The sequence below is a fragment of the Cytobacillus sp. GQ23 genome (assembly GCF_059758675.1).
In genome coordinates this window covers 44,277-70,138 of record NZ_JCAXER010000003.1, presented here as the reverse complement: position 1 = coordinate 70,138, position 25,862 = coordinate 44,277, and the positions used below count along the sequence as shown (strand labels likewise).

General features: G+C 40.7%; 30 protein-coding genes. All 30 read left to right on the top strand.

All coding sequences use genetic code 11. The annotated features are described in order from the left end of the window. Positions 1 to 4 precede the first annotated feature (4 nt). A complete protein-coding gene (locus tag AC6CHU_RS03295; RefSeq protein WP_159862669.1) occupies positions 5 to 1,273 on the top strand; it encodes a flagellar hook-length control protein FliK in 1,269 nt (422 codons plus the stop codon). 11 nt (positions 1,274 to 1,284) lie between these two features. Then, entirely contained in the window at positions 1,285 to 1,737 is a 453-nt protein-coding gene (gene flgD / locus AC6CHU_RS03290; protein ID WP_159862670.1) for a flagellar hook assembly protein FlgD, read from the top strand. Between the two features lie 14 nt (positions 1,738 to 1,751). Further along, positions 1,752 to 2,144, top strand: coding sequence for a TIGR02530 family flagellar biosynthesis protein (locus AC6CHU_RS03285; RefSeq protein WP_159862671.1), 393 nt, complete (start codon positions 1,752 to 1,754; stop codon positions 2,142 to 2,144). 69 nt (positions 2,145 to 2,213) lie between these two features. Continuing rightward, positions 2,214 to 3,020, top strand: a complete 807-nt coding sequence (gene flgG, locus AC6CHU_RS03280; protein WP_159862672.1) for a flagellar basal body rod protein FlgG — start codon at positions 2,214 to 2,216, stop codon at positions 3,018 to 3,020. A gap of 54 nt (positions 3,021 to 3,074) precedes the next feature. Next, positions 3,075 to 3,299 (top strand): flagellar FlbD family protein, encoded by a 225-nt coding sequence (locus AC6CHU_RS03275; protein WP_095242360.1) that lies wholly within the window; start codon positions 3,075 to 3,077, stop codon positions 3,297 to 3,299. Further along, complete coding sequence (fliL, locus tag AC6CHU_RS03270; protein WP_159862673.1) at positions 3,286 to 3,714, top strand: flagellar basal body-associated protein FliL; 429 nt, start codon at positions 3,286 to 3,288, stop codon at positions 3,712 to 3,714. The genes AC6CHU_RS03275 and fliL overlap by 14 nt, the downstream gene beginning before the upstream one ends. Positions 3,715 to 3,754: 40 nt before the next feature. Then, the gene (gene fliM / locus AC6CHU_RS03265; protein WP_159862755.1) at positions 3,755 to 4,753 is read left to right on the top strand and encodes a flagellar motor switch protein FliM; all 999 of its coding nucleotides are present in this window, start codon (positions 3,755 to 3,757) and stop codon (positions 4,751 to 4,753) included. Further along, positions 4,743 to 6,035, top strand: a complete 1,293-nt coding sequence (gene fliY, locus AC6CHU_RS03260) for a flagellar motor switch phosphatase FliY (protein ID WP_498120021.1) — start codon at positions 4,743 to 4,745, stop codon at positions 6,033 to 6,035. Before fliM ends, fliY begins: the two co-directional genes overlap by 11 nt. 18 nt (positions 6,036 to 6,053) lie before the next feature. After that, positions 6,054 to 6,416 (top strand): chemotaxis protein CheY, encoded by a 363-nt coding sequence (gene cheY / locus AC6CHU_RS03255; RefSeq protein WP_159862675.1) that lies wholly within the window; start codon positions 6,054 to 6,056, stop codon positions 6,414 to 6,416. Positions 6,417 to 6,445: 29 nt separating this feature from the next. Beyond that, positions 6,446 to 7,129 (top strand): flagellar biosynthetic protein FliO, encoded by a 684-nt coding sequence (locus tag AC6CHU_RS03250; RefSeq protein ID WP_236566136.1) that lies wholly within the window; start codon positions 6,446 to 6,448, stop codon positions 7,127 to 7,129. Then, a complete protein-coding gene (fliP, locus tag AC6CHU_RS03245) occupies positions 7,122 to 7,787 on the top strand; it encodes a flagellar type III secretion system pore protein FliP (RefSeq protein WP_159862676.1) in 666 nt (221 codons plus the stop codon). The genes AC6CHU_RS03250 and fliP overlap by 8 nt, the downstream gene beginning before the upstream one ends. Before the next feature lie 17 nt (positions 7,788 to 7,804). Further along, the gene (fliQ, locus tag AC6CHU_RS03240) at positions 7,805 to 8,074 is read left to right on the top strand and encodes a flagellar biosynthesis protein FliQ (RefSeq protein ID WP_159862677.1); all 270 of its coding nucleotides are present in this window, start codon (positions 7,805 to 7,807) and stop codon (positions 8,072 to 8,074) included. A 4-nt stretch (positions 8,075 to 8,078) separates the two neighbouring features. Further along, on the top strand, positions 8,079 to 8,855 hold the full coding sequence (gene fliR / locus AC6CHU_RS03235; protein WP_159862678.1) for a flagellar biosynthetic protein FliR: 777 nt from the start codon (positions 8,079 to 8,081) through the stop codon (positions 8,853 to 8,855). Position 8,856: 1 nt separating this feature from the next. Beyond that, complete coding sequence (gene flhB / locus AC6CHU_RS03230; protein WP_159862679.1) at positions 8,857 to 9,942, top strand: flagellar biosynthesis protein FlhB; 1,086 nt, start codon at positions 8,857 to 8,859, stop codon at positions 9,940 to 9,942. Between the two features lie 153 nt (positions 9,943 to 10,095). After that, on the top strand, positions 10,096 to 12,132 hold the full coding sequence (gene flhA, locus AC6CHU_RS03225; protein ID WP_251282827.1) for a flagellar biosynthesis protein FlhA: 2,037 nt from the start codon (positions 10,096 to 10,098) through the stop codon (positions 12,130 to 12,132). Continuing rightward, a complete protein-coding gene (gene flhF, locus AC6CHU_RS03220; RefSeq protein ID WP_251282828.1) occupies positions 12,129 to 13,277 on the top strand; it encodes a flagellar biosynthesis GTPase FlhF in 1,149 nt (382 codons plus the stop codon). The genes flhA and flhF overlap by 4 nt, the downstream gene beginning before the upstream one ends. Next, positions 13,274 to 14,146: a MinD/ParA family protein gene (locus tag AC6CHU_RS03215; protein ID WP_159862681.1), complete on the top strand. Its 873-nt coding sequence runs from the start codon at positions 13,274 to 13,276 to the stop codon at positions 14,144 to 14,146. The genes flhF and AC6CHU_RS03215 overlap by 4 nt, the downstream gene beginning before the upstream one ends. Positions 14,147 to 14,152: 6 nt before the next feature. Further along, the gene (locus AC6CHU_RS03210; protein ID WP_159862682.1) at positions 14,153 to 15,250 is read left to right on the top strand and encodes a protein-glutamate methylesterase/protein-glutamine glutaminase; all 1,098 of its coding nucleotides are present in this window, start codon (positions 14,153 to 14,155) and stop codon (positions 15,248 to 15,250) included. A gap of 19 nt (positions 15,251 to 15,269) precedes the next feature. Beyond that, on the top strand, positions 15,270 to 17,306 hold the full coding sequence (locus AC6CHU_RS03205; RefSeq protein WP_498120018.1) for a chemotaxis protein CheW: 2,037 nt from the start codon (positions 15,270 to 15,272) through the stop codon (positions 17,304 to 17,306). Between the two features lie 24 nt (positions 17,307 to 17,330). Then, entirely contained in the window at positions 17,331 to 17,804 is a 474-nt protein-coding gene (locus AC6CHU_RS03200; RefSeq protein ID WP_159862757.1) for a chemotaxis protein CheW, read from the top strand. Next, on the top strand, positions 17,804 to 18,445 hold the full coding sequence (locus AC6CHU_RS03195; protein ID WP_159862684.1) for a chemotaxis protein CheC: 642 nt from the start codon (positions 17,804 to 17,806) through the stop codon (positions 18,443 to 18,445). Before AC6CHU_RS03200 ends, AC6CHU_RS03195 begins: the two co-directional genes overlap by 1 nt. After that, the gene (locus AC6CHU_RS03190) at positions 18,438 to 18,935 is read left to right on the top strand and encodes a chemotaxis protein CheD (RefSeq protein WP_159862685.1); all 498 of its coding nucleotides are present in this window, start codon (positions 18,438 to 18,440) and stop codon (positions 18,933 to 18,935) included. Before AC6CHU_RS03195 ends, AC6CHU_RS03190 begins: the two co-directional genes overlap by 8 nt. 271 nt (positions 18,936 to 19,206) lie before the next feature. Then, complete coding sequence (locus AC6CHU_RS03185) at positions 19,207 to 19,962, top strand: FliA/WhiG family RNA polymerase sigma factor (protein WP_159862686.1); 756 nt, start codon at positions 19,207 to 19,209, stop codon at positions 19,960 to 19,962. 2 nt (positions 19,963 to 19,964) lie between these two features. After that, on the top strand, positions 19,965 to 21,362 hold the full coding sequence (locus AC6CHU_RS03180; protein WP_251282831.1) for a flagellar assembly protein A: 1,398 nt from the start codon (positions 19,965 to 19,967) through the stop codon (positions 21,360 to 21,362). Positions 21,363 to 21,368: 6 nt separating this feature from the next. Further along, complete coding sequence (locus AC6CHU_RS03175; protein ID WP_251282832.1) at positions 21,369 to 21,680, top strand: hypothetical protein; 312 nt, start codon at positions 21,369 to 21,371, stop codon at positions 21,678 to 21,680. 9 nt (positions 21,681 to 21,689) lie between these two features. Continuing rightward, positions 21,690 to 22,292 (top strand): DUF6115 domain-containing protein, encoded by a 603-nt coding sequence (locus AC6CHU_RS03170; protein WP_159862689.1) that lies wholly within the window; start codon positions 21,690 to 21,692, stop codon positions 22,290 to 22,292. Between the two features lie 147 nt (positions 22,293 to 22,439). Next, positions 22,440 to 23,141 carry a 30S ribosomal protein S2 gene (rpsB, locus tag AC6CHU_RS03165; RefSeq protein ID WP_061791040.1) on the top strand — a complete coding sequence of 234 codons (702 nt, stop codon included), beginning with the start codon at positions 22,440 to 22,442 and terminating at the stop codon, positions 23,139 to 23,141. Between the two features lie 188 nt (positions 23,142 to 23,329). Then, positions 23,330 to 24,211, top strand: a complete 882-nt coding sequence (tsf, locus tag AC6CHU_RS03160) for a translation elongation factor Ts (RefSeq protein WP_159862690.1) — start codon at positions 23,330 to 23,332, stop codon at positions 24,209 to 24,211. A 137-nt stretch (positions 24,212 to 24,348) separates the two neighbouring features. Next, positions 24,349 to 25,074, top strand: a complete 726-nt coding sequence (gene pyrH / locus AC6CHU_RS03155) for a UMP kinase (protein WP_159862691.1) — start codon at positions 24,349 to 24,351, stop codon at positions 25,072 to 25,074. Then, positions 25,074 to 25,631: a ribosome recycling factor gene (gene frr / locus AC6CHU_RS03150; protein ID WP_159862692.1), complete on the top strand. Its 558-nt coding sequence runs from the start codon at positions 25,074 to 25,076 to the stop codon at positions 25,629 to 25,631. The genes pyrH and frr overlap by 1 nt, the downstream gene beginning before the upstream one ends. Positions 25,632 to 25,862 lie beyond the last annotated feature (231 nt).

The window sequence follows — 25,862 nt, the reverse complement described above, 5'->3', positions numbered from 1 at the left end:
TTGAGTGCAAATTGGAGGATTGGGATTTATTCAGTCGCAATTTTCATCCGAAGATAAATTATCTCTGCAAGATACAGGCAGCACTGATTTTGGAAATCTTTTCTCTGCTTTAATCGGTAACGCCAAACCACAAGGAGAAAACTTTTTGTCTGCCAATGAGAATAATATTAATCAGTTAGCAGCAGATGAGGATCATATCGAAAAGTTAAACGAAACTATTCGAATTCTTAAAGTAAATGACATCTCCGAATTGGAAAATGGAAGCGAACTTCTGGAGATGATCACCTTTCAAAATGAAACTGACATAGCTGAGATCATATCAGAGCAGCTAAATCTTTCGCAGGAAGAATTAGTCCAGATGCTTGAGGGTTTTATTGAACAGGTTCTGCCGGAAGTAAAGCTTAAGGAAGTATATCCTATAGGAAATATAGATGCAGAAAACAAATTCGGTTTATTAATTTCAGTACTCTCCGATTTTGGTCAAATAGAAGGCATCAACCTGCAGGGGAAAGATTTTAACGGGGCATTAAAAGCTCTGAAACTGTATGATATTCTGTCTGCGAAACAGGACTTTTACACTAGTACACCAAACCTGAAAGATTTCCTGAATAATATTCAGGTAAAAGTAGAAAGTCTGATAAACAATAGAGAGGGAATTTTACAGAAGCACTTTATCCCGCTTGCAAACGAACTAAACTCTGTAAAACAGCCAAATAATGCTGCAAATGAACCTGCGCTTCAGGCTGGTGCAAATAGCATACATAGGTCAGAAGCGGGTTTCCAGGGATTTATTCAGGTTCAATCCTTTACAAAGCCTGAACAGATGGCTCTTCTGAATCATCAGGGAAGGGCAGTAAGTGCAGACCAGCTTATGCAGCAATTTGAAAACATATTATCCAAAAGCAGTTTCCTCAAAACAGGCGGGACACAAAAGTTATTTATCAAGCTGAACCCTGACCATCTTGGAGGGCTGCGTATAGAGCTTATTCAAAAGGACTCAGCGATGATTGCCAGGATACTTACTGCCTCTGGAGCGGCTAAGGAAATTCTGGATTCACATATTAACGGATTGAAGCAGGCCTTTAGTTCCCAAAACATCCAGATTGAAAGAATAGAAATTTCCCAGCAATTGACGCAGCAGGATCGGTCTTTTAACAAGGATTCCCAGCAGCAGGAACAAAGGCAGCAACAGAACAGGGATGACCAAAATAAACAGCCTGAGAGAGAATTTAACAGCTCTTTTGAAGAAGCGCTTCTTCATACAGAAGCATAGGAGTGAGATAGTTGGCAAATACAATAGATTCATCTTTAATGCTATCAAACTACAAAAGCCAAACCCGAAAAACCGGCTCTGATATTTTAGGCAAAGATGATTTCCTGAAAATTTTAATGACGCAGCTGCAAAACCAGGATCCAATGAATCCGATGCAGGACAAGGATTTCATTGCACAAATGGCAACCTTTTCGTCCTTGGAGCAGATGACTAATATGAATAAGACGATGGAGAAGTTATTGGTTTTTCAGGAGCAGAACCAGCTGATGACATACAATAATTTTTTAGGGAAAAATGTAATCTGGCATAAATTGACCGAATCAAGCGAACCTAACCAGGCTCCAAGTATAGAAGAAGGAACTGGTAGAGTAGTTTCTATCCAGTATAAGAATAATACAGCAATATTTATCTTGGATGATGGAACGGAGCTTGAACCGGCAAATATTTCTCAATTAAATGAGTAAAAGGAAGTGAGCGGTTGGATAAACTTATTTATCGTCCGATCCACACCCAGCCGGTAATTACACCTAAAGGGAATGCTGTTCAAACATCAAAGCAATCGAAAAATCCTTTTTCAGCCCACCTCCAGACGGCCTTACAGACTGAGAGTAATTTAATTGTCAGCAAGCACGCTCAACAGAGACTGCAACAAAGAGGCATACAAATAAGCGGAGAGCGTTGGGGGCAAATTGAAGAGAAAGTTCGGGAGGCCAAGCAAATGGGTGTTAAAGATTCCCTTGTATTGCTTGAAGAAGCAGCACTTATAGTAAGTGCAAAGAATAATACTGTGATTACTGCGATGGATCGTAAAGAAGCTCAAACCCAAATCTTCACAAATATCAATGGAACCATAATTCTGGATAATAACTAGGCTGGACCATATAAGGGGGCCAAAGCTGCGGACTGACAGAAGCAGCATAATGAGAGGAGCAACTAACTAATGTTACGTTCAATGTATTCAGGTATAAGCGGTATGAAAAACTTTCAGACAAAGCTGGATGTAATCGGGAATAATATTGCGAATGTTAATACTTTTGGATATAAAAAGGGTCGGGTAAATTTTAAAGATATGGTGAGCCAGACAATTTCGGGCGCAACAGGAAGTGGAGACAATTCGGGCGGTATCAATCCAAAGCAAGTAGGTCTTGGTTCGCAATTATCCTCCATAGATACAATTGATACCCAGGGAAGTCTTCAAACCACTGGCCGTGTTTTGGATATAGGGATTCAAGGTGATGGCTATTTGATGGTGCAGCGAGGAAACAACACCTATTATACCCGTGCCGGGAATTTGTATCTTGATGATAATGCAAATCTTGTTACTGCATCAGGAGATAAAGTTAAAGGATCTGATGGTGCAGCAATCCAATTAAACGGCGGGGATGCAACTGTTATAAAAAGTTTAAGCATTTCGAATGACGGAACTATAAACTTTTTAATAGACGGGAATGATACCCTGCAGACTACCGGGCCAATTGGAATAGCCCGCTTTAATAATAATGGCGGCCTTGAAAAGATTGGAGACAATCTTTATAAGGACACTGTAAACTCAGGAGACGCAGTCCCATTAACCCCGGGAGAAAATGGTGCTGGAGTACTCGTTTCTGGGACCCTGGAAATGTCAAACGTAGACCTGTCAGAAGAATTCACTGAAATGATCACGGCTCAGCGCGGTTTCCAGGCGAACACCCGCATCATTACAACATCAGATGAAATCCTGCAGGAGCTTGTTAATCTAAAACGTTAATTTAAAGGAGGGTCAGGGCTGAAGGCACAGGATCTTTAGCCCTGAAAATGAACATTGATAAAAGTATCTCGCCTGAACGGCAAAACTTTTGTATTAAACGCTCTGTACATAGAAACAGTAGAGTCCTTTCCAGATACAACAATTACGCTCACGAATGGGAAGAAGTATGTCGTAAAGGAATCTGAAGATCGAGTCATGCAATCGATTTTAGGATTCTATCAATCTGTTAATCTTCTGGGGCAGCAGCTGGCGGAGGGAAATGAAAATGAAGAACAATAAGCTATTAATGATAATGTTAACTATGCTAGTAGCGATCACACTTATCGGAGCAATCGCCCTGGTGATTGTGATGAAGTTTTCGGGTGGTGAAGAAACAAAAGAGCCGACGATTGATGAAGTGCTCGAGGCCTCTGTGGATATTCCTCAAGTTACATCCAATTTAGCGAGTGATGATTATATCAGGATTTCTTTTAAAATCCAGACTGAAAACAAAAAAGCTAAAGAGGAATTGCAGAAAAGAGATTTTCAGGTGAAGAATCTAATCATTCAGGAATTATCTGAAATGAAGGCAGAGGATATTCAGGGGAAAGAAGGCCAAATTAAGCTGCAGGAAGATTTAAAGACCAAGATTAACGGTTTAATGCAAGAGGGAAAGATCGTTCAGGTGTACATAACCGAGTCTCTCCTCCAGTGATTACCGAATTTATAAACGCAATAGATGGAGGTGAGGATTGATGCCAGGTGAGGTTTTATCGCAAAGCGAGATTGATGCCCTGCTCTCAGCTATCTCAACTGGAGAAATGGATGCAGAAGAGCTAAAAAAGGAACAGACAGAGAAAAAAGTGAAAGTTTATGATTTTAAGAGAGCTTTAAGATTCTCTAAAGATCAAATACGGAGTTTAACAAGAATTCATGAGAATTTTGCCCGGCTTCTAACCACCTTTTTTTCTGCCCAGCTAAGGACCTATGTGCAAATTTCAGTTGCATCTGCAGATCAAATTCCATACGAAGAATTTATCCGGTCCATTCCGAAAATGACAATCTTGAATGTAATTGAAGTGCCCCCGCTGGATGGAAGAATTCTTATGGAAGTGAACCCAAACGTAGCATATGCCATGATGGACAGGCTGATGGGCGGACGAGGGACAAGCATCAATAAAATTGAAAATTTAACAGAAATTGAAACAAAAATCATGTCAGCCACATTTGAAAGGGCATTTGAAAATCTAAGGGAAGCCTGGAGTACAATCGCTGATATTGATCCGATATTGTCTGATTTTGAGGTTAACCCGCAATTTCTGCAAATGGTCTCTCCAAATGAAACAGTCGTCGTTATATCACTAAATACGACAATTGGAGAAACGAGCGGGATGATTAATATTTGTATACCTCACGTCGTACTTGAACCCATTATTCCTAAGCTGTCAGTGCATTATTGGATGCAGACGGATAAAAAGGAAAGGGAGCCGGAGGTCATTGCCCGGCTTGAGCAAAACATTCATAAAGCGGAAGTTCCAGTTATTTGTGAACTCGGCACTTCTGACATTGCCATTCAGGATTTCTTAACCCTTGATATTGGAGATGTCATTGAGTTAAATCAGAGAATTGATCAGGCACTTACTATAAAAGTAGGCAATATTCCAAAATTCATCGGCCAGCCCGGAAAAATGATTAAAAAGATGGCCGTGCAAATTTTAGACACTGTGAAAGGGGGAGATGAGGATGATGAGTGATGATATGCTTTCGCAAGATGAAATTGATGCTCTATTAAGGGGAGCCGCTAACGACAGCGACGAAACAGATTATAATGAAGCTTTTTTTCAAACCGAGGATTATTTGTCCCATATGGAGCAGGATGCATTAGGTGAAATCGGCAATATTTCTTTTGGCAGCTCTGCAACTGCATTGTCCACGTTATTGAATCAAAAAGTTGAAATCACAACTCCAGCTGTTTCAGTGGTTTTGCGCAAGAAATTAGCCGATGAATTCCCGCATCCTTATGTAGCAATTCAGGTGAGTTACACGGAAGGTTTTTTCGGAAGCAACCTGCTTGTCATACAGCAATCGGATGCAGCCATCATAGCTGACTTAATGCTTGGGGGAGATGGAACCAGCCCAGCTGAATTAATGGGGGAAATTCAGTTAAGCGCTGTTCAGGAGGCAATGAACCAGATGATGGGTTCTGCAGCCACTTCAATGTCAACGATATTTGGAAAAAAGGTTGATATTTCACCGCCGGCAATCGATATTCTTGATTTGCCACAGGGGGAAGGCGCCGATAGAGTACCGGCAGATGACATGCTGGTAAGGATTTCGTTCCGATTGAAAATAGGCAGTCTGATCGACTCAAATATTATGCAGCTGCTTCCGCTGGAATTTGGCAAAAGTCTTGTGAATGAATTATTAAATCCGGTGCAGGAACTTCCCGAAAATAACTCTGTTTCTGTAGAAAAGTCTGCGGCTCAGGCACAGGCTGATAATCAGGAAAGCCGGCATTCAAATGATAATAAGCCTGAAGCACATACAGGCGGATTGGATCAGCCTTACACTCAAACTGCTTATTCCGGAGAGCAGCCGGCATTTTCACAGTCGGTTATGAATCAGGCATCTAACCCAGGCTATACACCTGCTCAAACCCAGGCGCAGTATAACGGGCCGCAGCATTTCGGAGGCTTTTATGCAAATGGAGTGCAGCCGAATGTACAGCCTGCAGCTTTTTCGAGCTTTGAACCATTCCAAATGCAGGAGCAGGAAACAAAGAATTTAAATATGCTTCTGGATATACCGCTTCAGGTAACAGTCGAGCTTGGAAGGACCAAACGTTCCGTTAAGGAAATACTTGAACTGTCTTCAGGATCAATTATTGAGCTGGATAAACTGGCTGGTGAACCTGTTGACATTCTGGTAAATAACCGGTTAATTGCGCAGGGTGAAGTGGTTGTCATTGATGAGAACTTTGGTGTGAGGGTTACAGATATTATCAGCCAGAGTGACCGTATTAAAAAATTAAGATAATAAGTGGGGGTTATTAGATTGGCACATAAAATTTTAATAGTTGATGATGCAGCTTTTATGCGAATGATGATAAAAGATATTTTATCTAAGAACGGATATGACGTAGTAGGCGAAGCCGCTGACGGTGCACAGGCTGTCGAAAAATATAAGGAAACACAGCCGGACCTTGTCACAATGGATATAACTATGCCGGAAATGGACGGAATTACAGCCTTGAAAGAAATTAAAAAAATTAATCCAAGTGCAAAAGTTATTATGTGTTCTGCAATGGGCCAGCAGGCGATGGTTATTGATGCCATTCAGGCTGGAGCGAAGGATTTTATCGTAAAACCGTTCCAGGCTGATAGAGTACTGGAAGCGATCGGCAAAACTTTGGGCTAGTGATTATTCTTTTTAGAGGGTGCAAAATAGTGTGGGATGTAAAGAAAGTGATTTCTTTGCTGCTGTTGTTTTCAATTGTTCTGCTGGGCGTGCAGCCGCTGGCCCAGGCAGAGCAATTGAATAATAGTGTTAAAGAATGTATGGAAAGTACTGAGGAATGCGGGAAACAGGAATTAAAAGAATCAAAGGATTTGAAATCAGCTGAAGGACAGGCTCAACAGAGTGAAAGCGGTAAAATCGGCCTTACCTTCTGGGATTTTATAAAGATGATTTTAGCTACAGGCTTCACTATCGGATTACTATATACTCTCCTAAAATTCATCAATAAAAAAAGTAAGGTATATAACAGGTCACAATTAGTTGAAAACCTGGGTGGTACCGCATTAGGTGCAAACAGGTCAGTTCAGCTGATAAAAGTGGGAAAGCGCATTTTCGTAGTAGGGGTAGGAGAAAATATTCAGCTGTTAAAAGAAATAGACAACTCAGAAGAATGCAGCCAGATCATCAAAGAGCATAATGACAAATTGGAACAGCTTATCCATCCAAGCGATATTGTGACAAAGGTGATGAAAAGAACACAGCAAACAGAGGAAAACAAAGAAGGCAGCCAAAACTTCGCTGCACTGCTCGGGACTCAGCTGGCTGAAATGAAAAAGGGCAGAAAAAAACTGTTTGATGAGTTAGAAAGAAAGGGCCAGAAGAAAGATGAATGAATTCATGGAGTTTTTTAATAGCAGTTCTCCAGAAAATGTTTCTGCATCTGTGAAGCTTTTTTTATTGCTGACGGTACTTTCTCTCGCGCCGAGTATTCTAATATTAATGACATGCTTTACAAGGATTGTCATCGTTCTTTCCTTTGTCAGAACGGCGCTTGCTACTCAGCAAATGCCGCCAAACCAGGTAATCATCGGCTTATCTTTGTTCCTGACATTCTTTATAATGGCTCCGACAATGCAGGAAGTAAACGAACAGGCATTAACACCATTATTCAATGAAGAAATAAATCTGGAACAAGCTTATGAAAAAGCTTCAATCCCTTTTAAAGAATTTATGAGTACCCACACAAGGCAAAAGGATTTGGCATTATTTCTTGAATACTCAGGAGCAGAAGCACCTGCTTCTGTTGAAGATATTCCGCTTACCAGTCTTGTCCCTGCATTTGCCATAAGTGAAATAAAAACAGCTTTTCAAATTGGTTTTATGATATTTATTCCTTTTCTGGTTATCGACATGGTTGTAGCCAGTGTATTGATGTCCATGGGGATGATGATGCTTCCTCCCGTTATGATTTCGCTTCCGTTCAAAATATTATTATTTGTACTGGTGGACGGATGGTATTTAGTAGTTAAATCCCTTTTACAAAGCTTTTAAGCAGGTGAACATTCAGAATGACTCCAGAAACAGTTATATCCATTGCAGAAAGAGGGATCATTACCGTTTTAATGATTTGCGGTCCCTTGTTAATTCTGGCACTAGTAGTAGGCTTGGTTGTCAGCATCTTTCAGGCTACAACTCAAATTCAGGAACAGACGCTGGCATTTGTTCCTAAGATTGTTGCGGTCCTTGTCGGTGTCGTTTTTTTTGGACCCTGGATGCTTAGCCATATGCTCTCGTATGCAAATGAGATTTTTTCTAATTTGACCAGGTTTGTAGGCTGATAGCATGATAGATTTTCTGCCTTCTTTTCCTGCATTTTTACTTGTTTTTGTCAGGGTGACATCTTTCTTTTTAATGATGCCCCTTTTTTCATACAGATCCATCCCGGCATCACACAAAATTGGCCTTGGCTTCTTTTTGGCATGGATTATGTTCCTCGGCATGGATGTACCGGCACTTGAAATTGACGGCACTTATTTTCTATTAATCATAAAAGAAGCATTGGTTGGACTTATGGTTGGATTTATAGCTTATTTGATCCTTTCAGCCATTCAAATTGCCGGTGGGTTTATAGATTTTCAGATGGGTTTTGCCATTGCGAATGTTATTGATCCGCAGACAGGTGCCCAGAGCCCATTAATGGGACAGTATTTGTATACGATCGCTCTCTTCTTATTATTAACTGTCAATGGCCACCATCTTATGCTTGATGGGGTGTTTAACAGCTATAATTTTATCCCGCTTGATCAGGCATGGATTTCTTTCGGGAATGAAAATATTGCTGAATTTGTCATTAAAGCCATGAATACAATGTTCGTTATTGCCTTCCAGATGTCCATCCCAGTTGTCGGCAGTTTGTTTCTTGTAGATGTCGCTTTAGGGATTGTCGCCAGGACAGTTCCTCAGCTAAATGTCTTTGTCGTGGGGCTGCCGTTAAAAATAGGCGTCAGTTTTATCATCCTGATCATTGTTATGAGTGTACTGATATATGCTTTTTCCCTTGCAATAGAAACGATGCTGCAGACAATGAGAGGGCTTATGGAGCTAATGGGAGGTTCATAGAATGAAGTTATTGCTTTCTTTAGATCTGCAGCTGTTTTCCGGAGAAAAAACAGAAAAAGCCACTCCGAAAAAAAGGCAGGATTCCAGGAAAAAAGGACAAGTAGCCAAAAGTCAGGATGTTAATACAGCCATCGTCCTCTTAGCGGTGTTTCTGTTTTTGATGTTTGCCGGATCGCATTTGAAGAATATCATTCTTTATATTTTTACGCATTCATTTAATGATTATATGATGATGCCGCTGACAGAGGAAAATGTTCAGATGATTTTTCTTGATGTCTTAAAGGAACTGGTGCTTTTTTTAGGTCCGATTATGCTGATTGCTATGCTTGCGGGCGTGCTCTCAAACTTCATGCAGGTAGGTACTCTTTTGTCAACAGAAGCAATTCAGCCTAAATTGGAGAAACTGGATCCGATAAAAGGCTTTAAGCGCATTTTTTCTATGAGGGCGATTGTTGAGCTGCTAAAGTCCATGCTCAAGATTGCATTTGTGGGTGCCGCAGCGTTTGCGGTTTTATGGTTTAGAATAGATGAAATATTAATTCTTTCTCAAAAGTCAGTTGGCACGGCGATGGCCACCATCGCCAGCCTTACCGTTCAAATGGGGTTAATTGCATCAGCTGCACTGCTATTTTTATCCGTTCTTGATTATCTGTATCAAAAATACGATTTTGAAAAGAACATCCGCATGTCTAAACAGGATATTAAGGATGAACACAAAAACATTGAAGGGGATCCGTTAATTAAATCCAAGATTAAACAAAGACAGAGGGAAATGGCAATGAGAAGGATGATGCAGGAAGTCCCTAATGCGGATGTGGTTATCACCAACCCAACACATTTTGCCATAGCCCTGAGCTATGACGAAGCAAAAAGTGATGCTCCCGTTGTAGTGGCAAAAGGTGTGGACTTTGTTGCCCAAAAGATTAAATTAATTGCTAAGGAGCATGATGTAATTGCTGTTGAAAACAGGCCGCTTGCCAGGGCTCTTTATAGTCAGGCTGAAATAGGCCAGGCTATTCCAGAAGAATTCTTCAAAGCTGTTGCAGAGATTTTAGCTTATGTGTATAGAACTAAAAACAAAATTTAACCAGAGAAATATGAAATAGCTGGCGGTTCCGTTTTTTAAAGAATATCAAAGTCTTGATATTTGAACAGAGATAACCGGCCAGCTCCGGCGCCTGCCCCATTGAGTGCGGAGAATTGCTGGGCGCTTCGCTTTTCTTGTAAGGAGAGAGTATCGATGCAAGCAAGAGACTTATCAGTATTGATGAGTGTAATTTTAATAGTAGCCATGCTTATCATTCCTTTTCCGCCCTGGCTTTTAAGTGTATTGATAATCATTAATATTGCGCTTGCACTCATGGTATTGCTGACGGCCATGAATATGAAGGAAGCGCTCGAATTTTCCATTTTCCCTTCCTTAATACTGTTAATGACATTATTCAGACTGGGATTGAATGTTTCTACTACCAGATCCATCTTATCCGAAGGGGAAGCAGGCAAAGTCGTTGAAACATTTGGTTCATTCGTAACCGGAGGCAATGTCATAGTCGGACTCGTAGTATTCCTGATACTCATTATTATTCAGTTTATCGTCATTACCAAAGGATCTGAGAGGGTTTCCGAAGTGGCGGCGCGTTTTACACTTGATGCAATGCCTGGTAAACAGATGAGTATCGATGCAGACTTAAATGCAGGTATGATTTCTGAGCATGAAGCCCGGGAACGCCGTGAAAAAATCAGCCGTGAATCAGATTTCTACGGTTCTATGGACGGTGCGAGCAAATTTGTAAAAGGTGATGCCATAGCGGGAATCATTATCACACTGATTAATCTATTATTTGGTATTGTCATTGGGATGATGCAGCTGGGGCTTCCGTTTGCAGAGGCTGCGATGAGGTATTCAACGCTGACAGTTGGGGACGGAATTGTCAGTCAAATCCCGGCACTGCTAATCTCTACTGCAACCGGTATTGTTGTAACAAGGGCGGCATCAGATGGAAATATTGGCAAAGATATTACTTCCCAGCTGTTTGCTTATCCGAAAATGTTATATGTTACTGGCGGAACTATCATTCTGCTGGGGGTGCTGACACCAATAGGCCTTATTTTAACACTGCCGATTGGCGGTTTGATGATTTTTGGCGGATATACGATAGCTAAGACTCCACAGCCGGATAAAGAGCAGCTGCTGGAGATGGAAGAAGAAATTGAAACAGATGAAATGAAAAGTCCTGAAAGCGTGGTTAACCTATTAAATGTAGATCCGATAGAATTCGAGTTTGGTTACGGGTTAATACCTCTTGCAGATACAAATCAAGGCGGGGATCTTCTGGACAGGATTGTAATGATCAGAAGACAGCTGGCAATTGAAATGGGATTGGTTATTCCGGTAGTTAGAATACGTGATAATATTCAGCTCCAGCCAAATGAATACAGATTGAAGATTAAAGGAAATGAAATGGCTCGCGGAGAGCTTCTTCTCGATCATTATTTGGCAATGAGTCCAGGTATAGAAGATGATAGCATCGAAGGAATTGATACAATTGAGCCTTCCTTCGGCCTGCCTGCAAAATGGATTACAGAAGAAATGAAGGAACAGGCGGAAATTTTCGGTTATACAGTCGTTGACCCGCCATCCGTTGTCTCTACTCATATTACAGAAGTAATAAAAAACAATGCTCATGAGTTATTAGGCCGCCAGGAAACAAAACAGCTAATTGACCATGTTAAGGAAAGCTATCCGATTCTTATTGAAGAAGTTACACCAAATCCATTGTCTGTTGGTGAAGTTCAAAAGGTACTTGCAAAATTATTGAGGGAAAATGTTTCGATCCGGAATTTGCCGGTTATTTTTGAAACACTTGCCGATTTTGCAAAATCTACAAGTGATACAGATTTGCTTACAGAATATGCCCGCCAGGCTTTGGCCAGACAAATTACCAACCAGATTTCACAGCAGGGTGACTCTATAAAAGTTGTGACCCTTTCAGGGAGAGTAGAGAAAATGGTTGCAGAAGGTGTTCAGCAGACAGAACATGGCAATTATTTATCAATGGATCCAACAGTATCGCAGAATATTCTTGAATCCATTGCTTCCCAGGTTGAACAGCTTTCATTGATGGAACAGACGCCAATTGTCCTTTGTTCTCCAGCTGTCAGAATGTATGTCAGGCAGTTAACAGAAAGGTATTTTCCGCAAATACCGATCCTTTCCTATAACGAGCTGGAAGCGAATGCGGAAGTTCAAAGTGTCGGGGTGGTGAATATAGATTGAAGGTAAAAAAATTCATGGCAGCTTCCATGCCTGATGCAATGAAAAAAATACGCGCGGAACTGGGTAAAGACGCTGTAATATTAAATTCACGTGTAGTATATACCGGCGGGGTTTTAGGCTTTTTTAAAAAAAGAAATATAGAAGTGATGGCAGCAGCAGAACCAAATCAGGAAATAGAGCATAAACCTGCTGTTAAGCCTGTGTCAACTCCTGCTGCTCCAAGTTATTTCAAGGAAAACGTTGATAAATCGCAATTTCCAGGATCGGGGACATCAGATGAGCTGATTAGAGAGATAAGCAGCCTAAAACAAATGATGTCCTCATTGACCGGAGAACAGCAGATACCTGCTGTTTACCCTGAAGAGATAAGAAAAGTCATGCACTTTATTAATGAACAGGAAATTGACAAGTCTATTCAGGATCAGCTGCTTCAAGTATTGCTGGAAAAATGGTACCTGAGCGGTGCCAAAGCAAGAGCTGCTGAAGTAGAAGCCTGGCTGCATGAAGAACTTAAGAAGCAAATTGAGGGTATTCAATTCAGCGGGATATCATTCACCAGTAAATATGTTAATGTAGCAGGTCCCACTGGCGTAGGGAAAACAACTACTCTGGCGAAGATGGCAGCAGAGTGTGTGATTAAACATAAAAAAAAGGCTGCATTTATCACAGCCGACACCTACAGGATAGCGGCGATCGATCAATTAAAAACATATGCAGGCATCCTGGATATGCCTTTGGAAGTTTGCTATACAATAGATGACTTCAGACAGGCAGCAGAGAAGCTGAAGGAATATGACATTCTATTAATAGATACAGCCGGACGGAATTTCAGGAACCGGCATTATGTAGAGGATCTAAAGAATGTCATTGATTTTGAGAAGGAAATGGAAACCTTTTTAGTGCTTTCCCTAACAGCGAAACAAAAGGATATGGAAGAAATATATAATCAGTTTTCAATAATAGACATTGATAAGCTAATCTTCACAAAGGCAGATGAAACGTCAACTTACGGAGCCATGTACAACATAATTCATAAATACAAAAAAGGCGCAGCTTATATTACAAATGGCCAGGATGTTCCTGATGATATCCTTGTGGCAAGCCCGGAAGTTATTGTAAAACAACTAATGGGGAATAAGAAATGAACGATCAGGCAGAAAGATTAAGAGCCAGGCTGAAAGAAGAAGACAGCCAAAGTTATCAATCTAAAACAATTGCAGTAGTAAGCGGAAAAGGGGGAGTAGGAAAATCAAATTTTTCATTGAATTTTTCTATTTCCCTATGCCAAACGGGCCACAGAGTATTGTTATTTGATTTGGATATCGGGATGGGGAATGTCGAGATTCTAATGGGAAGATCAGCTCAATATTCTATTGCCGACTTTTTAGAAGAGGATATACCTTTAAAAAATATTATTTCACAAGGACCCTTTGGACTGGATTATATTGGCGGCGGGACCGGCCTTTCACATATATTGATACTCGATGATATGCAAATCTCAAGATTTACCGCAGAACTATCCAGGCTTATCCAAAACTATGATTATATAATCCTTGATATGGGTGCAGGAATTACAGAAGAATCGGCAAAGTTTATACTCTCAGTTCAGGAGATTGCGGTCATTACTACACCTGAGCCTACGTCTATTACTGATGCATACTCAGTAATGAAGCATATACATCGATTGGATGATAAGATTCCATTTCATTTGGTTATTAACCGGGCTGAAGGAGAGAGAGAAGGGCAGGAAACATATAAGAGGATTGCTGCTGCCGCAGATAGGTTTTTAGGCAGGGATACCGATCTCTTAGGAATTATTCCGGATGATTGCAGCATACAGCGGGCTGTAAAACGGCAAATCCCTTTCATTATTTTTCAGGGAAATTCAGCTGCTTCAAGAGCGATTCGGACTATGGCTGAGAAAGCAGGCGGCAGGCCTGGCGTGCAAGCTGGTGAACACTATCCTTCCCAATTTATTTCAAAGCTTAAAAAATTTCTTTTTAATAGGGGGTGAATCAGCATGAACATTGTTAAAGTGCTTGTAATAGATGATTCAGCCTTTATGAGGAAACTGATTGCGGATCTCCTGTCTCAAGATGAAAGAATTCGAGTTATTGGGACAGCGAGAAACGGTGAAGAGGGCTTAAGGAAGATTAAGGAATTAAATCCTGATGCAGTAACCTTGGATGTTGAAATGCCTGTCCTAAACGGACTGGAAGCTCTCAAAATAATTATGAAAACTATGCCTGTTCCTGTAGTGATGCTTTCAAGCACAACTAAGGAAGGTGCTGAAAACACCTTTACAGCTATGGAATATGGGGCAGTAGATTTTATAGCGAAGCCATCTGGGCCAATCTCCCTTGACCTGCATAAGATAAAAACTGAATTAACAGATAAAGTTGTGCAGGCAAGCAAAGTGAATATTAAAGTGCTGGCTGATTTTTCAAGTATTGGGAAAAAAACTGCCGAACTAAAGTTTAATTATAGTAAAATAGAACCATTCCAATCTATTCAGACCAATCGTTTTGCTGATGAATCAAACCTCAATGTCAAACAGCTTATCTGTGTAGGAACTTCCACTGGAGGACCCCGAGCGCTTCAAAAAGTGCTTGTTGACCTTCCTGGTAATCTGGATGCACCAATTCTGATTGTACAGCATATGCCTGCCGGATTTACAAAGTCGCTGGCAAGCAGGCTTAACGGGTTATCGGCGTTATCGGTTAAGGAAGCCCAAGAAGGGGATATACTTGAAAACGGTACAGCCTATATTGCTCCTGGCGGCTTTCATGTAACTGCAGAAAGGTCAGGAAGAGATCTTGTTATTCATCTGGATGAATCACCGCCGAGGAACGGGCACAGACCTTCGGTTGATGTGATGTTTGAGTCTATAGGTGAAATTAAAGGAGTCAGAAAAATTGCTGTCATAATGACAGGAATGGGAGCAGATGGCAGAAATGGCTTAATGGCAATGAAAAAAAGCGGTGAAGTAAAAGTTATTGCTGAATCAAAAGAATCATCAATTGTATTTGGAATGCCAAGAGCAGTGATTGAGTCTGGCCTGGCAGATGATGTGCAGAAAATTGAACGTATAGCAAAATCCATATTGAAATTTGTTTAAAGCCGAGGGGTGCAGGCACATGGAGATGAACCAATATTTAGAGGTATTTATCGAAGAAAGCAAAGAACATTTGCAATCATGTAATGAACAGCTTCTTGAATTAGAGAAAAATCCTGATGATATAAAAATAATTAATGAGATATTCAGGTCAGCTCATACGCTGAAAGGCATGTCTGCCACCATGGGGTATGAAGATCTGGCGAATCTGACTCATCAAATGGAAAATGTTCTTGATGCAATCAGAAATCAGAAGATTAAGGTAAATACTGAAATTCTTGATGTCGTTTTTCTTGCTGTTGATGATCTTGAAGCAATGGTCCAATCAATTGCACAAGGCGGAGACGGCAAAAGGGATGTTTCAACATCTGTTGAAAAATTAATTCTCATTGAAAAAGGGGAGAGCCCTGCACAGTCGCAAGCAAGAGCCGAAGCGGCTGCAGCTGTTGCTGAACCCGAGGTACCGGTTAAGAGTACATATGATGATTTCGAGTGGACCGTGATACAGCAATCCAAGGAGCAGGGCTTTGATGCCTATGAAATTTCAATAGCTTTGCGGGCAGATTGTCTGCTGAAAGCAGCCAGAATTTATATGATTTTTGAGGTCCTTGAGAAAAGCGGAGAAGTGATCAAAGCCACTCCTTCTGTCGAGCAGCTTGAAGAAGAGCAATTTGATCAGGAATTCTCTGTAACAATTGTGACCCGGGAGCAACCAGATGTTATCCGTCAGAAACTTTTGAAGGTTTCAGAAGTGGATAGAATAGATGTGCTTCAGGTTTCAACACGGGATTGCAGCTCAGTGGAAGCTGTGACTGATGAGGACGCTTTGCAGCCAGATGGAGATAATAAGGCAGATAGCGTTTCAGAGATGCCAAAAGAGGAAAAGAAGGCGACTGCATCAAAACAAGTCAGCAATAAAACCATTAGAGTGAATATTGAGAGACTGGATATCCTTATGAACCTGTTTGAAGAATTGGTGATTGACAGAGGCAGACTTGAACAAATATCCAAGGAACTAAACAATCAGGAGCTTCATGAAACGGTTGAGCATATGTCAAGGATCTCAGGAGACCTGCAGAATATTATTCTGAACATGCGCATGGTGCCAATAGAAACAGTATTCAATCGTTTTCCAAGAATGGTAAGACAATTAGCAAGAGATTTAAATAAAAAGATCAATCTCGAAATCGTCGGTGCAGATACTGAACTGGACCGAACGGTTATAGATGAAATTGGGGATCCGCTTGTTCACTTAATCCGAAATGCATTAGACCATGGTGTGGAAACACCAGAAGTCCGTAAAGCAAATGGTAAAAGTGAAGAAGGAAATGTCATTTTAAAGGCTTATCACAGCGGCAATCATGTTTTCATTGAAATTGAGGATGATGGGGCAGGCATAAACAAAGATAAGGTTATAAAGAAAGCATTAAAAAATGGCATCATTACAGAGCAAACAGCTTCAGCACTTACGGACAAGCAGGCCTATGAGCTTATTTTTGCCTCAGGATTTTCAACTGCAGATAAAATATCTGATGTTTCCGGACGGGGTGTAGGGCTGGACGTAGTCAAGAATACAATTGAGTCATTGGGAGGATCAGTTTCTATTGATTCAAAATTTGGACAGGGTTCCATTTTCTCCATACAGCTGCCATTAACTTTATCTATTATTTCTGTCATGCTCGTCGAAATAGAGAAGGAAAAATACGCAATTCCTCTATCTTCTATTATTGAAACAGCCATTATCAGGAAAGACGGCGTCTTAAGTGCACATAACCAAAAGGTGATTGATTTCAGGGGCAAGGTTGTTCCGCTCCTTTCATTAAAGGAAATCTTTGATGTGCCATCAGACAATCACGAAGATGATTTCCTTTCCGTTGTCATTGTCAGAAAAGGGGAAAAGATGGCCGGGCTGGTGGTAGATTCCTTTATCGGACAACAGGAAGTCGTACTAAAATCACTTGGAAACTACTTAACAAGCGTGTTTGCCATTTCCGGCGCAACTATATTGGGAGATGGCCAGGTTGCCCTGATAGTGGACTGCAATGCATTAATAAAATAATAAATTTTAAAGAGGAGTGACATGATGAGTGAGACAGCAGCCGCAGATTTAAAATTGATTGTATTTCAGCTGAAGGATAAGGAATATGCGATTCCGGTTAATCAAGTGCGATCCATTGAAAAGGTTGATCATATTACCAGGGTTCCGCGAACAGCTGGTTTTGTTAAAGGAGTGATCAATTTACGGGGGGTTGTGACACCTATCATCAGTCTCAGAAGCAGATTTAATCTTGAAGAGGCTGAATATAATGAGCATTCACGAGTCATCATTGCAGTATTGAATGATATGGAAGTCGGATTAATTGTAGATTCTGCAAATGATGTGATTGATGTGGCTCCTGAATCAATTGAACCCCCTCCTGAGGTAATTGGTTCAGAAGAGGCAGATTTCATCAAGGGTGTTACAAAAATCGGGAAACGGTTATTTATACTAATAGATTTGGAAAAAATCCTGAACCCGGAAGTATTGTCTGCTCATGATGGAAAAGGATTAGCGTGATGAATTTTTCAGAAAAAAATATCACCGGCATGCAGTTGGATATTTTAAAAGAAATCGGGAATATCGGTGCGGGTCATGCGGCTACTGCATTATCAGCGCTGCTAAATAAAAAAATCGATATGTCTGTCCCGGATGTGAAAATTGTTTCTTTTGACGAAATGATCGATATGGCCGGAGGTCCGGAAAATGTTGTGGCAGGGGTGTTTCTAAGGATTGAAGGAGACGCTCCTGGCAGCATGTTTTTTGTCCTGCCGCTTGCACAGGCTGAAATTTTTATTCGTGAATTGCCTGGAAACATTCCTTTCTGTGCAGATGAGCTGCCATATGATGAAATTACTCTATCTGCACTCCAGGAGCTTGGCAACATTTTATCAGGATCCTATTTATCTTCATTATCGGATTTTACTAAGCTATCACTCTTTCCTTCAGTGCCGATGCTTAGCATTGATATGGTGGGTGCAATTATCGGAACGGGACTTCTGGAAATTTCGCAGGTGAGCGATTACGCCATTGTTATTGATACAGCTTTAAATGATGAACTGCAAAAAACGGATGCTGTTAATGGACATTTCTTTCTGCTTCCTGATCCGGAATCATTTAAAATAATCTTTAAGGCATTGGGAGTACCGGATTATGAATAGTCTTCTGGAAATTGTAAAAGTTGGCATAGCAGATATGAATATAGTTAAGACTCCCGGTTTAATCAGGACGTCAGGTCTTGGTTCATGTGTCGGTGTGGTGATTTATGATCTTAGTGCAGAAATTGGCGGGCTGGTACATATAATGCTCCCGGATTCATCTTTGGCAAAGGGAGCAAGATTTAATTCAGCTAAATATGCTGATACAGCAATCCGGGACTTAGTGAGAATTATGCTGCAAAGCGGTGCCAAATCATCACGGTTAAATGCCAAGATTGCCGGCGGAGCTCAAATGTTCCAATATTCCTCCGGGAGTGATTTAATGAGGATTGGCCCAAGGAATGTTGAAGCTGTTAAAAAAGAATTATCTTCACTGAGAATTGCTATTTTAGGTGAAGATGTTGGCGGCCATAGCGGCAGAACAATAGAATTCAATCCGCAAACAGGGGAATTGATGGTTCGAACAGTTAATAAAGGCCAGGTTGTTATATAGGATCCTGCCTAAATCAGGAACAGTTACAAATGAATCAGCTTTATACAGAACTGCTTAAAATCATACGCTTCAGGGCAGTAATTTCCAGGCATAAAAGCTGATTTTCACTCCGGCTTATTTATTGCTCTCTCCAACTATTTCCTCGAAGGCAATGCCCCTTATTTTTATGGATAAGAACTGAGCACATTGGATGAAGTTAATATTTTTACAGGAAATATTTTGATATACTAACAGTGATTAATAGAAATGGAAACGTTTGAGGGGGATGACCATGGCAGACACGATAACTGAAGAAAGTACATACTGGGCTAAATGGGTCGACTCTCGTGATGCTCAAGCGGGGAATTTTCTTGTAAAAAAATATTTGCCTCTTGTAAGCTATCATGTTCAGCGGATATCCGCTGCCCTTCCGAAAAATGTTTCAAGAGATGATATACGAAGTCTTGGACTAATAGGTTTATACGATGCCCTGGAAAAGTTCGAGCCTGCAAGAGATTTGAAATTTGATACGTATGCTTCCTTTCGAATAAGGGGTGCAATTTTAGATGGATTAAGAAAGGAAGACTGGCTCCCCCGAAGTACTAGGGATAAAGCGAAAAAAATTGAAGCTGCCATTGAGAAGCTGGAGCAGCGGCTGATGCGCAATGCAGCAGTGCATGAAATTGCTGAAGAAACAGGAATGCAGGAAGACGAAGTGTATTCTGTTATGAACGAACACTTTTACGCAAACATCCTTTCAATTGATGAGCAGCCAGATTCAGAAGAAAAAGATTCGAGTTATTCAATCAAGGATGAAAAAGCAATAATTCCGGAAGAAAAGGTATTAAAGAATGAAATTTTGGAAGAAATGGCTGAAAAAATCTTACAATTGAATGAAAAAGAGCAGCTTGTACTAAGTTTATTTTACAAAGAGGAATTAACCCTTACAGAAATTGGCGAAGTAATGGGCCTGTCAACATCCCGCATTTCCCAGATCCATTCAAAGTCAATATTTAAGCTGAGACAGCTGCTGGAAAAAGCCATATAGTTTTGCCATTACTTTCTGCAAAGGAAGGAATCAGCATGGAAAACCATTTTCAACTTTTAGTTGATGCCAGCGGTTTAACCGCATTGATACAGCCGTTAGATTTTGATGAATTGGATGGCGCCGTCCAGCCTGAAGACTTGCATAAACTGCTTGCTGACGAAAAAATCACTTTTGGTGTGAGCGAAGAAATAATCCAGAGAATCTGCAAAGATCCGCTCTCAGTGGAATACCCCACACTAATAGCAAAGGGAATCCCTGCAGACCATGGCGGTGATGCATATCTCTTAAATGAAGTCTCTTTTGACCCGAGAACAGGGAGAAAAGGATTTAATTTTAGAGATGTTCTCCAGATTCCTTCTGTTACGCAGGGACAGCTTCTTGCATCTGTTATTCCTGCTACTCCTGGAACTTCCGGAAAAAACATTTTTGGCAAGGTGATACCCGGAAAGAATGGTAAGCCATTAAGGGTAAGGGCAGGGAAAAATGTATTTGTAAATGGAGGCAAATACTATTCGCTATTAGATGGCCAGGTCAGTTTCACCAAGAACAGCATTTCTGTGAATCCGGTGTTTGAGGTTAATGGGGACCTTGACCTGAAGACTGGGAATATAGATTTTGTCGGGAATGTTGTGATTCGTGGGAATGTTCCTGCAGGATATGAGATTAAGGCAGGGGGCGATATCATTGTTGCCGGTCTGGTTGAAGGCTCATTTCTGCAGGCAGATAATAACGTGCTTATTACTGGCGGAAATTCCGGCAGTCATAAAGGTTCAGTTATATCAGGGGGGTCTGTTCAGGCAGCCTATCTAAATCAGGCAAATGTGAAGGCAGAACAGGACGTTATAATACAAAAATCAATCCTGCACAGCCATGTTCAGGCTGGCGGAGCCATCAGGTGCAGCGGCGCATTGGTCATTGGAGGCAAGCTTCAGGCAGGTTCTGACATTGAGATAAAAGAACTGGGCAATCACTTATTTACTAAGACAGAGCTATTTGCCGGCATGGACTCCCATTTGGATAGCGCTGAAATGAATCTATTAAATGAAACAGCGCAGCTTCAGGAAACAATCAAAAAGCTTGATAGTATTGAAGGAAGACTAACAGAAATGGCAAGGCTAACAGGAAAGCTGACAGATGAACAAAGAACCATTATTCTCAAGCAAAGGGCTACAAAAGCGCATTTGATGAATAAATTGCACAAAATAAATGAAGACTTGGCTGAATTGGAAAAAGAAAAGGAAGAAAAAATGAATGCTTCAATCCTTATTTATGGGCAGCTCTATCCCAACACTTCCATTCATTTTGGAAAGTTTTCTAAAGTGATTCGAAAAACTGTTAAATCTTTAAAGTTCCATTGTTCAAAAGGGGAAATAAGAAGTGAGCCGTTATTAAGGATGTGATCCGGGATGAGTCTGAAATCATTAGAAATGCAGGTCGCACTGCCAAGAACGTTCGAAGCGGGTAAAATTCAGGAACAGCTTCAGCAGAGAGGACAGACAATCAGCGGGCTAGCTGCCGACAGTACACAGGAAAATGCTGAAAAACAGCGGATAACTGTGATAAAACAGGAGAATAAACAAAATGTTAATCTTGGCAATGATGATAGCAGAGGACAAACAGAGAACGAGGGAAATGATCGGAAAGAAGACCGGAAAAAAGACAGCAATGACAAACTGAACCATCCTTACAAAGGGAAGGTTATTGACTACACCGGATAGAGGGATATCATGACAGCTTTTCTATTAGCGATAAGCATGCTATTAAATATTGTGGCCTTATTAGCCATTATTCTGCTCTATATGCGTCAGAACAAATTAATGGATACAGAGAAAAGACAGGAAAAAGTGCTTGTTGAAATGGAAGAGGTTATATCATCTTACCTTATACAAATGAAAGAAGAAAACGATGATTTTATTAGCAAATTTTCGAAGATCAATGAAAAAAGCGATCCTTCTGTAAATGAGAAAAGTATTCCGGTACATATGGATAGGAAAAAGGATCAGGATACAGCTAAAGCGGATGAGAAAACAATGCGGGCAGCCAGAGTGTCCATCCACCAGGCAACTAAAGCCTACAAACAGAATTCGAGGGTGCCTGAGGAAAAATTGATAGAAAAAGAAAGCTTATCATCCTTATTGGAAGAAGCTGAATCTGTCAAACCGACAGATAGCAGCCAGTCATACAAGGAAGAGATTCCTCCATCAATAAATGATCAAGTGTTAATTCTGAATAAAAAGGGAATGAGCGCGGAGGATATTGCCAAAAAACTAGGAAAAGGGAAGACGGAAGTTGAGTTATTGCTTAAATTTCGTCAAAATCAGCAAGAATAGCTTGATTGTGAAAAGCACTTATGCTATATTAACAAATGGTGTTAATACACACGCTTATGGATTTAGCCGGATGGTGCTGTTTACATGCAGTTGCCGGCTGAAAATGATATAGGCGGAGGAAATAAAAACCATTAGGAGGAAACACAAATGTCAGTAATTTCAATGAAGCAATTGCTTGAAGCTGGTGTACACTTCGGACACCAAACACGCCGATGGAACCCTAAGATGAAGAAATATATCTTCACTGAGCGTAACGGCATCTACATCATCGACCTTCAAAAGACTGTTAAGAAGGTAGAAGAAGCTTACAACTTCGTTAAGGAGCTTGCTGGAAACGGCGGTACAATCCTTTTCGTAGGAACTAAGAAACAAGCACAAGATTCTGTTAAAGAAGAAGCTATCCGTTCTGGTATGTACTATGTTAACCAGCGCTGGTTGGGCGGTACTTTAACAAACTTTGAAACAATCCAAAAGCGTATTTCTCGTTTGAAGGATATTGAAAGAATGTCTGAAGATGGAACTTTCGAAGTTCTTCCTAAAAAAGAAGTTGTTCAATTGAAGAAAGAGCAAGAGCGCTTAGAGAAATTCTTGGGCGGAATTAAAGACATGAAGAGCCTTCCAGATGCTCTATTCATCATTGACCCTCGCAAAGAGCGCATTGCTGTTGCAGAAGCACATAAATTAAACATCCCTATCGTTGGTATCGTTGATACTAACTGTGATCCGGATGAAATTGATGTTGTAATCCCTGCAAACGATGATGCTATCCGTGCTGTTAAATTGTTAACAGGCAAAATGGCAGATGCTATCCTTGAAGCTAAACAAGGTGAAGAAGTTACAACTGCTTAATAGAAAAGTAGAAGCGCTCTTGGGCGCTGGAGCTTTAGAGCTCTAAATTGCTTTTTCTTGATTTAAAGAAGGTGATAAGAGGGAGCACCCTTTATCACCTTTTTTTAAAGAAAAGGCAAAGTTTAGTTTTCTATACAGCAATAAATGGTAAAGATATTATTACATAACTCATTAAGGAGGATCTCATAATGGCAATTACTGCTCAAATGGTTAAAGAACTACGTGAAAAAACAGGCGCAGGCATGATGGACTGCAAAAAAGCACTTCAGGAAACTGAAGGTGATATGGATAAAGCAATCGACTTCCTTCGTGAAAAAGGAATCGCTAAAGCTGCTAAAAAAGGCGACCGTATCGCTGCGGAAGGTCTTACTACTGTAAAGGTTAACGGAAATGAAGCAGTTATCCTTGAAGTAAACTCTGAAACAGATTTCGTTGCTAAAAACGAAGGATTCCAAACTCTTGTTAAAGAAATCGCTGAGCATATACTTTCAGCGAAGCCGGCTTCTGTAGAAGAAGCAGCTGGCCAGACAATGGCTAACGGCGCTACTTTAGAATCTCACATTAACAGTGCGATTGCTAAAATCGGAGAAAAGCTTTCTCTTCGCCGATTCGAAATCAAAACAAAAACTGACAGCGATGCATTTGGTGCATACCTTCATATGGGCGGCCGCATCGGTGTGTTAACAGTTCTTGAAGGAACAACCGACGAAAATGCAGCGAAAGATGTGGCAATGCATATCGCTGCCCTAAACCCTAAATATGTATCCCGTGATGAAGTATCACAGGACGAAGTAGAGCGCGAGCGCCAAGTATTGACTCAGCAAGCTCTTAATGAAGGCAAGCCAGAGAACATCGTTGCTAAGATGGTTGAAGGCCGCCTTGGCAAGTATTTCGAAGATGTTTGCGTAAACGACCAGGCTTTTGTTAAAAATCCTGATCAAAAAGTTGGCAAATTCGTTGAATCTAAAGGCGGAAAAATCCGTGAGTTCGTTCGCTATGAAGTTGGAGAAGGCATCGAAAAGCGTGAAGACAATTTCGCTGAAGAAGTAATGAGCCAAGTTAAGAAGTAATTTCGAATAGTATTAATCAGGCTATGACTCAGGGAACACTTTGTGTTCCCTGTTTTTCAAGAATGAGATGAAATTGTAAATCCAGTAATAGCGCTTTTAAAGCGCATGAGCTTTTTATACTACATATGGAGGTTCTTATGAGCAGCCCAAAATTCAAACGCGTGGTCTTGAAATTAAGTGGAGAAGCTTTAGCAGGAGAGCAAGGCTTCGGAATTAATCCTTCAGTGATTAAATCAATTGCTGAACAGGTTAAGGATCTGGCTGAACTAGGTGTTGAAGTTGCTGTTGTTGTCGGCGGCGGAAACATCTGGAGGGGTAAGATCGGAGAAGAAATGGGTATGGACAGAGCAAACGCCGACTATATGGGCATGCTTGCAACCGTCATGAACTCATTGGCATTACAGGATAGCCTTGAGAATCTTGGAGTGGAGACAAGGGTTCAAACCTCAATTGAGATGAGACAGGTTGCTGAACCGTACATCCGCAGAAGAGCCATCCGCCATCTTGAGAAAAAGCGGGTTGTAATCTTTGCTGCAGGAACCGGAAATCCTTACTTCTCTACTGATACTACAGCAGCATTGCGAGCAGCAGAAATTGAAGCAGAAGTAATTCTTATGGCGAAAAACAATGTGGATGGCGTCTATTCGGCTGATCCACGCGTTGATAAAAACGCAAAAAAATATGATGAACTTTCCTATCTTGATGTATTGAAAGAAGGATTGGCTGTAATGGATTCTACAGCATCTTCTTTATGCATGGATAACAATATTCCATTAATAGTCTTTTCAATCATGGAAAAAGGCAATATTAATCGCGCCGTAATGGGTGAAACAATCGGAACAATCGTTAGGGGGAAAAAATAATGCCAAAACAAGTTATTGCAGATGCAAAAGAAAGAATGACTAAAGCAATTTCAGCTTATACGAGAGAGCTTGCGAGCATCCGTGCAGGTAAAGCCAATGCTTCTTTGCTTGATCGCATCACTGTTGATTACTATGGTGCGCCGACACCTGTTAACCAGCTTGCCGGGGTATCTGCTCCTGAAGCACGCCTTTTAGTCATAACTCCTTATGACAAATCAATTTTGGGCGAAATTGAAAAGGCCATCCTGAAATCTGATATCGGCTTAAACCCCTCAAATGACGGAAGTGTAATCAGACTTGCTATTCCACAGCTTACAGAAGAACGCCGTAAAGAGCTTGTTAAGGTGGTTAAAAAAGAATCAGAAGAAGCAAAAGTAGCCATCCGAAATGTTCGTCGCGATGCCAATGATGACCTGAAAAAACTTGAGAAAAATGGAGAAATCACTGAAGATGATCTTCGCGGTTTTTCTGATGATATTCAAAAACTTACTGATGACCACATCAGCCAGATTGACGAATTGACAAAGGAAAAAGAAAAAGAAATCCTTGCAGTCTAATTGATGCTATAGTTAGAACCCTCTATCAATAGGGGGTTCTTTTACTCTTTGGGAAAGCATACATAATCTGATCAGGCGTTTAGGCGTTTACTCTGCTGAAATATGCTATGAAGGCAATTTCCTGACCTGAATTAACTTCTGGCAACATACTCTTTTATAGAGATATATTTAATTATTTTTGGTATGATATTATCATGCGGAAAGAGGCAATCATTTTACCATTAGAATAAT

What these genes read in the sequence shown, in the direction of transcription:
- flgG (WP_159862672.1), top strand. Translation starts at nt 2,214, where the DNA reads ATGTTACGTTCAATGTATTCAGGTATAAGCGGTATGAAAAACTTTCAG.
- fliL (WP_159862673.1), top strand. Translation starts at nt 3,286, where the DNA reads ATGAAGAACAATAAGCTATTAATGATAATGTTAACTATGCTAGTAGCG.
- fliM (WP_159862755.1), top strand. Translation starts at nt 3,755, where the DNA reads ATGCCAGGTGAGGTTTTATCGCAAAGCGAGATTGATGCCCTGCTCTCA.
- fliY (WP_498120021.1), top strand. Translation starts at nt 4,743, where the DNA reads ATGATGAGTGATGATATGCTTTCGCAAGATGAAATTGATGCTCTATTA.
- fliP (WP_159862676.1), top strand. Translation starts at nt 7,122, where the DNA reads ATGAATGAATTCATGGAGTTTTTTAATAGCAGTTCTCCAGAAAATGTT.
- fliQ (WP_159862677.1), top strand. Translation starts at nt 7,805, where the DNA reads ATGACTCCAGAAACAGTTATATCCATTGCAGAAAGAGGGATCATTACC.
- fliR (WP_159862678.1), top strand. Translation starts at nt 8,079, where the DNA reads ATGATAGATTTTCTGCCTTCTTTTCCTGCATTTTTACTTGTTTTTGTC.
- flhB (WP_159862679.1), top strand. Translation starts at nt 8,857, where the DNA reads ATGAAGTTATTGCTTTCTTTAGATCTGCAGCTGTTTTCCGGAGAAAAA.
- flhA (WP_251282827.1), top strand. Translation starts at nt 10,096, where the DNA reads ATGCAAGCAAGAGACTTATCAGTATTGATGAGTGTAATTTTAATAGTA.
- AC6CHU_RS03215 (WP_159862681.1), top strand. Translation starts at nt 13,274, where the DNA reads ATGAACGATCAGGCAGAAAGATTAAGAGCCAGGCTGAAAGAAGAAGAC.
- AC6CHU_RS03210 (WP_159862682.1), top strand. Translation starts at nt 14,153, where the DNA reads ATGAACATTGTTAAAGTGCTTGTAATAGATGATTCAGCCTTTATGAGG.
- AC6CHU_RS03205 (WP_498120018.1), top strand. Translation starts at nt 15,270, where the DNA reads ATGGAGATGAACCAATATTTAGAGGTATTTATCGAAGAAAGCAAAGAA.
- AC6CHU_RS03200 (WP_159862757.1), top strand. Translation starts at nt 17,331, where the DNA reads ATGAGTGAGACAGCAGCCGCAGATTTAAAATTGATTGTATTTCAGCTG.
- AC6CHU_RS03195 (WP_159862684.1), top strand. Translation starts at nt 17,804, where the DNA reads ATGAATTTTTCAGAAAAAAATATCACCGGCATGCAGTTGGATATTTTA.
- AC6CHU_RS03190 (WP_159862685.1), top strand. Translation starts at nt 18,438, where the DNA reads ATGAATAGTCTTCTGGAAATTGTAAAAGTTGGCATAGCAGATATGAAT.
- AC6CHU_RS03185 (WP_159862686.1), top strand. Translation starts at nt 19,207, where the DNA reads ATGGCAGACACGATAACTGAAGAAAGTACATACTGGGCTAAATGGGTC.
- AC6CHU_RS03175 (WP_251282832.1), top strand. Translation starts at nt 21,369, where the DNA reads ATGAGTCTGAAATCATTAGAAATGCAGGTCGCACTGCCAAGAACGTTC.
- AC6CHU_RS03170 (WP_159862689.1), top strand. Translation starts at nt 21,690, where the DNA reads ATGACAGCTTTTCTATTAGCGATAAGCATGCTATTAAATATTGTGGCC.
- rpsB (WP_061791040.1), top strand. Translation starts at nt 22,440, where the DNA reads ATGTCAGTAATTTCAATGAAGCAATTGCTTGAAGCTGGTGTACACTTC.
- tsf (WP_159862690.1), top strand. Translation starts at nt 23,330, where the DNA reads ATGGCAATTACTGCTCAAATGGTTAAAGAACTACGTGAAAAAACAGGC.
- pyrH (WP_159862691.1), top strand. Translation starts at nt 24,349, where the DNA reads ATGAGCAGCCCAAAATTCAAACGCGTGGTCTTGAAATTAAGTGGAGAA.
- frr (WP_159862692.1), top strand. Translation starts at nt 25,074, where the DNA reads ATGCCAAAACAAGTTATTGCAGATGCAAAAGAAAGAATGACTAAAGCA.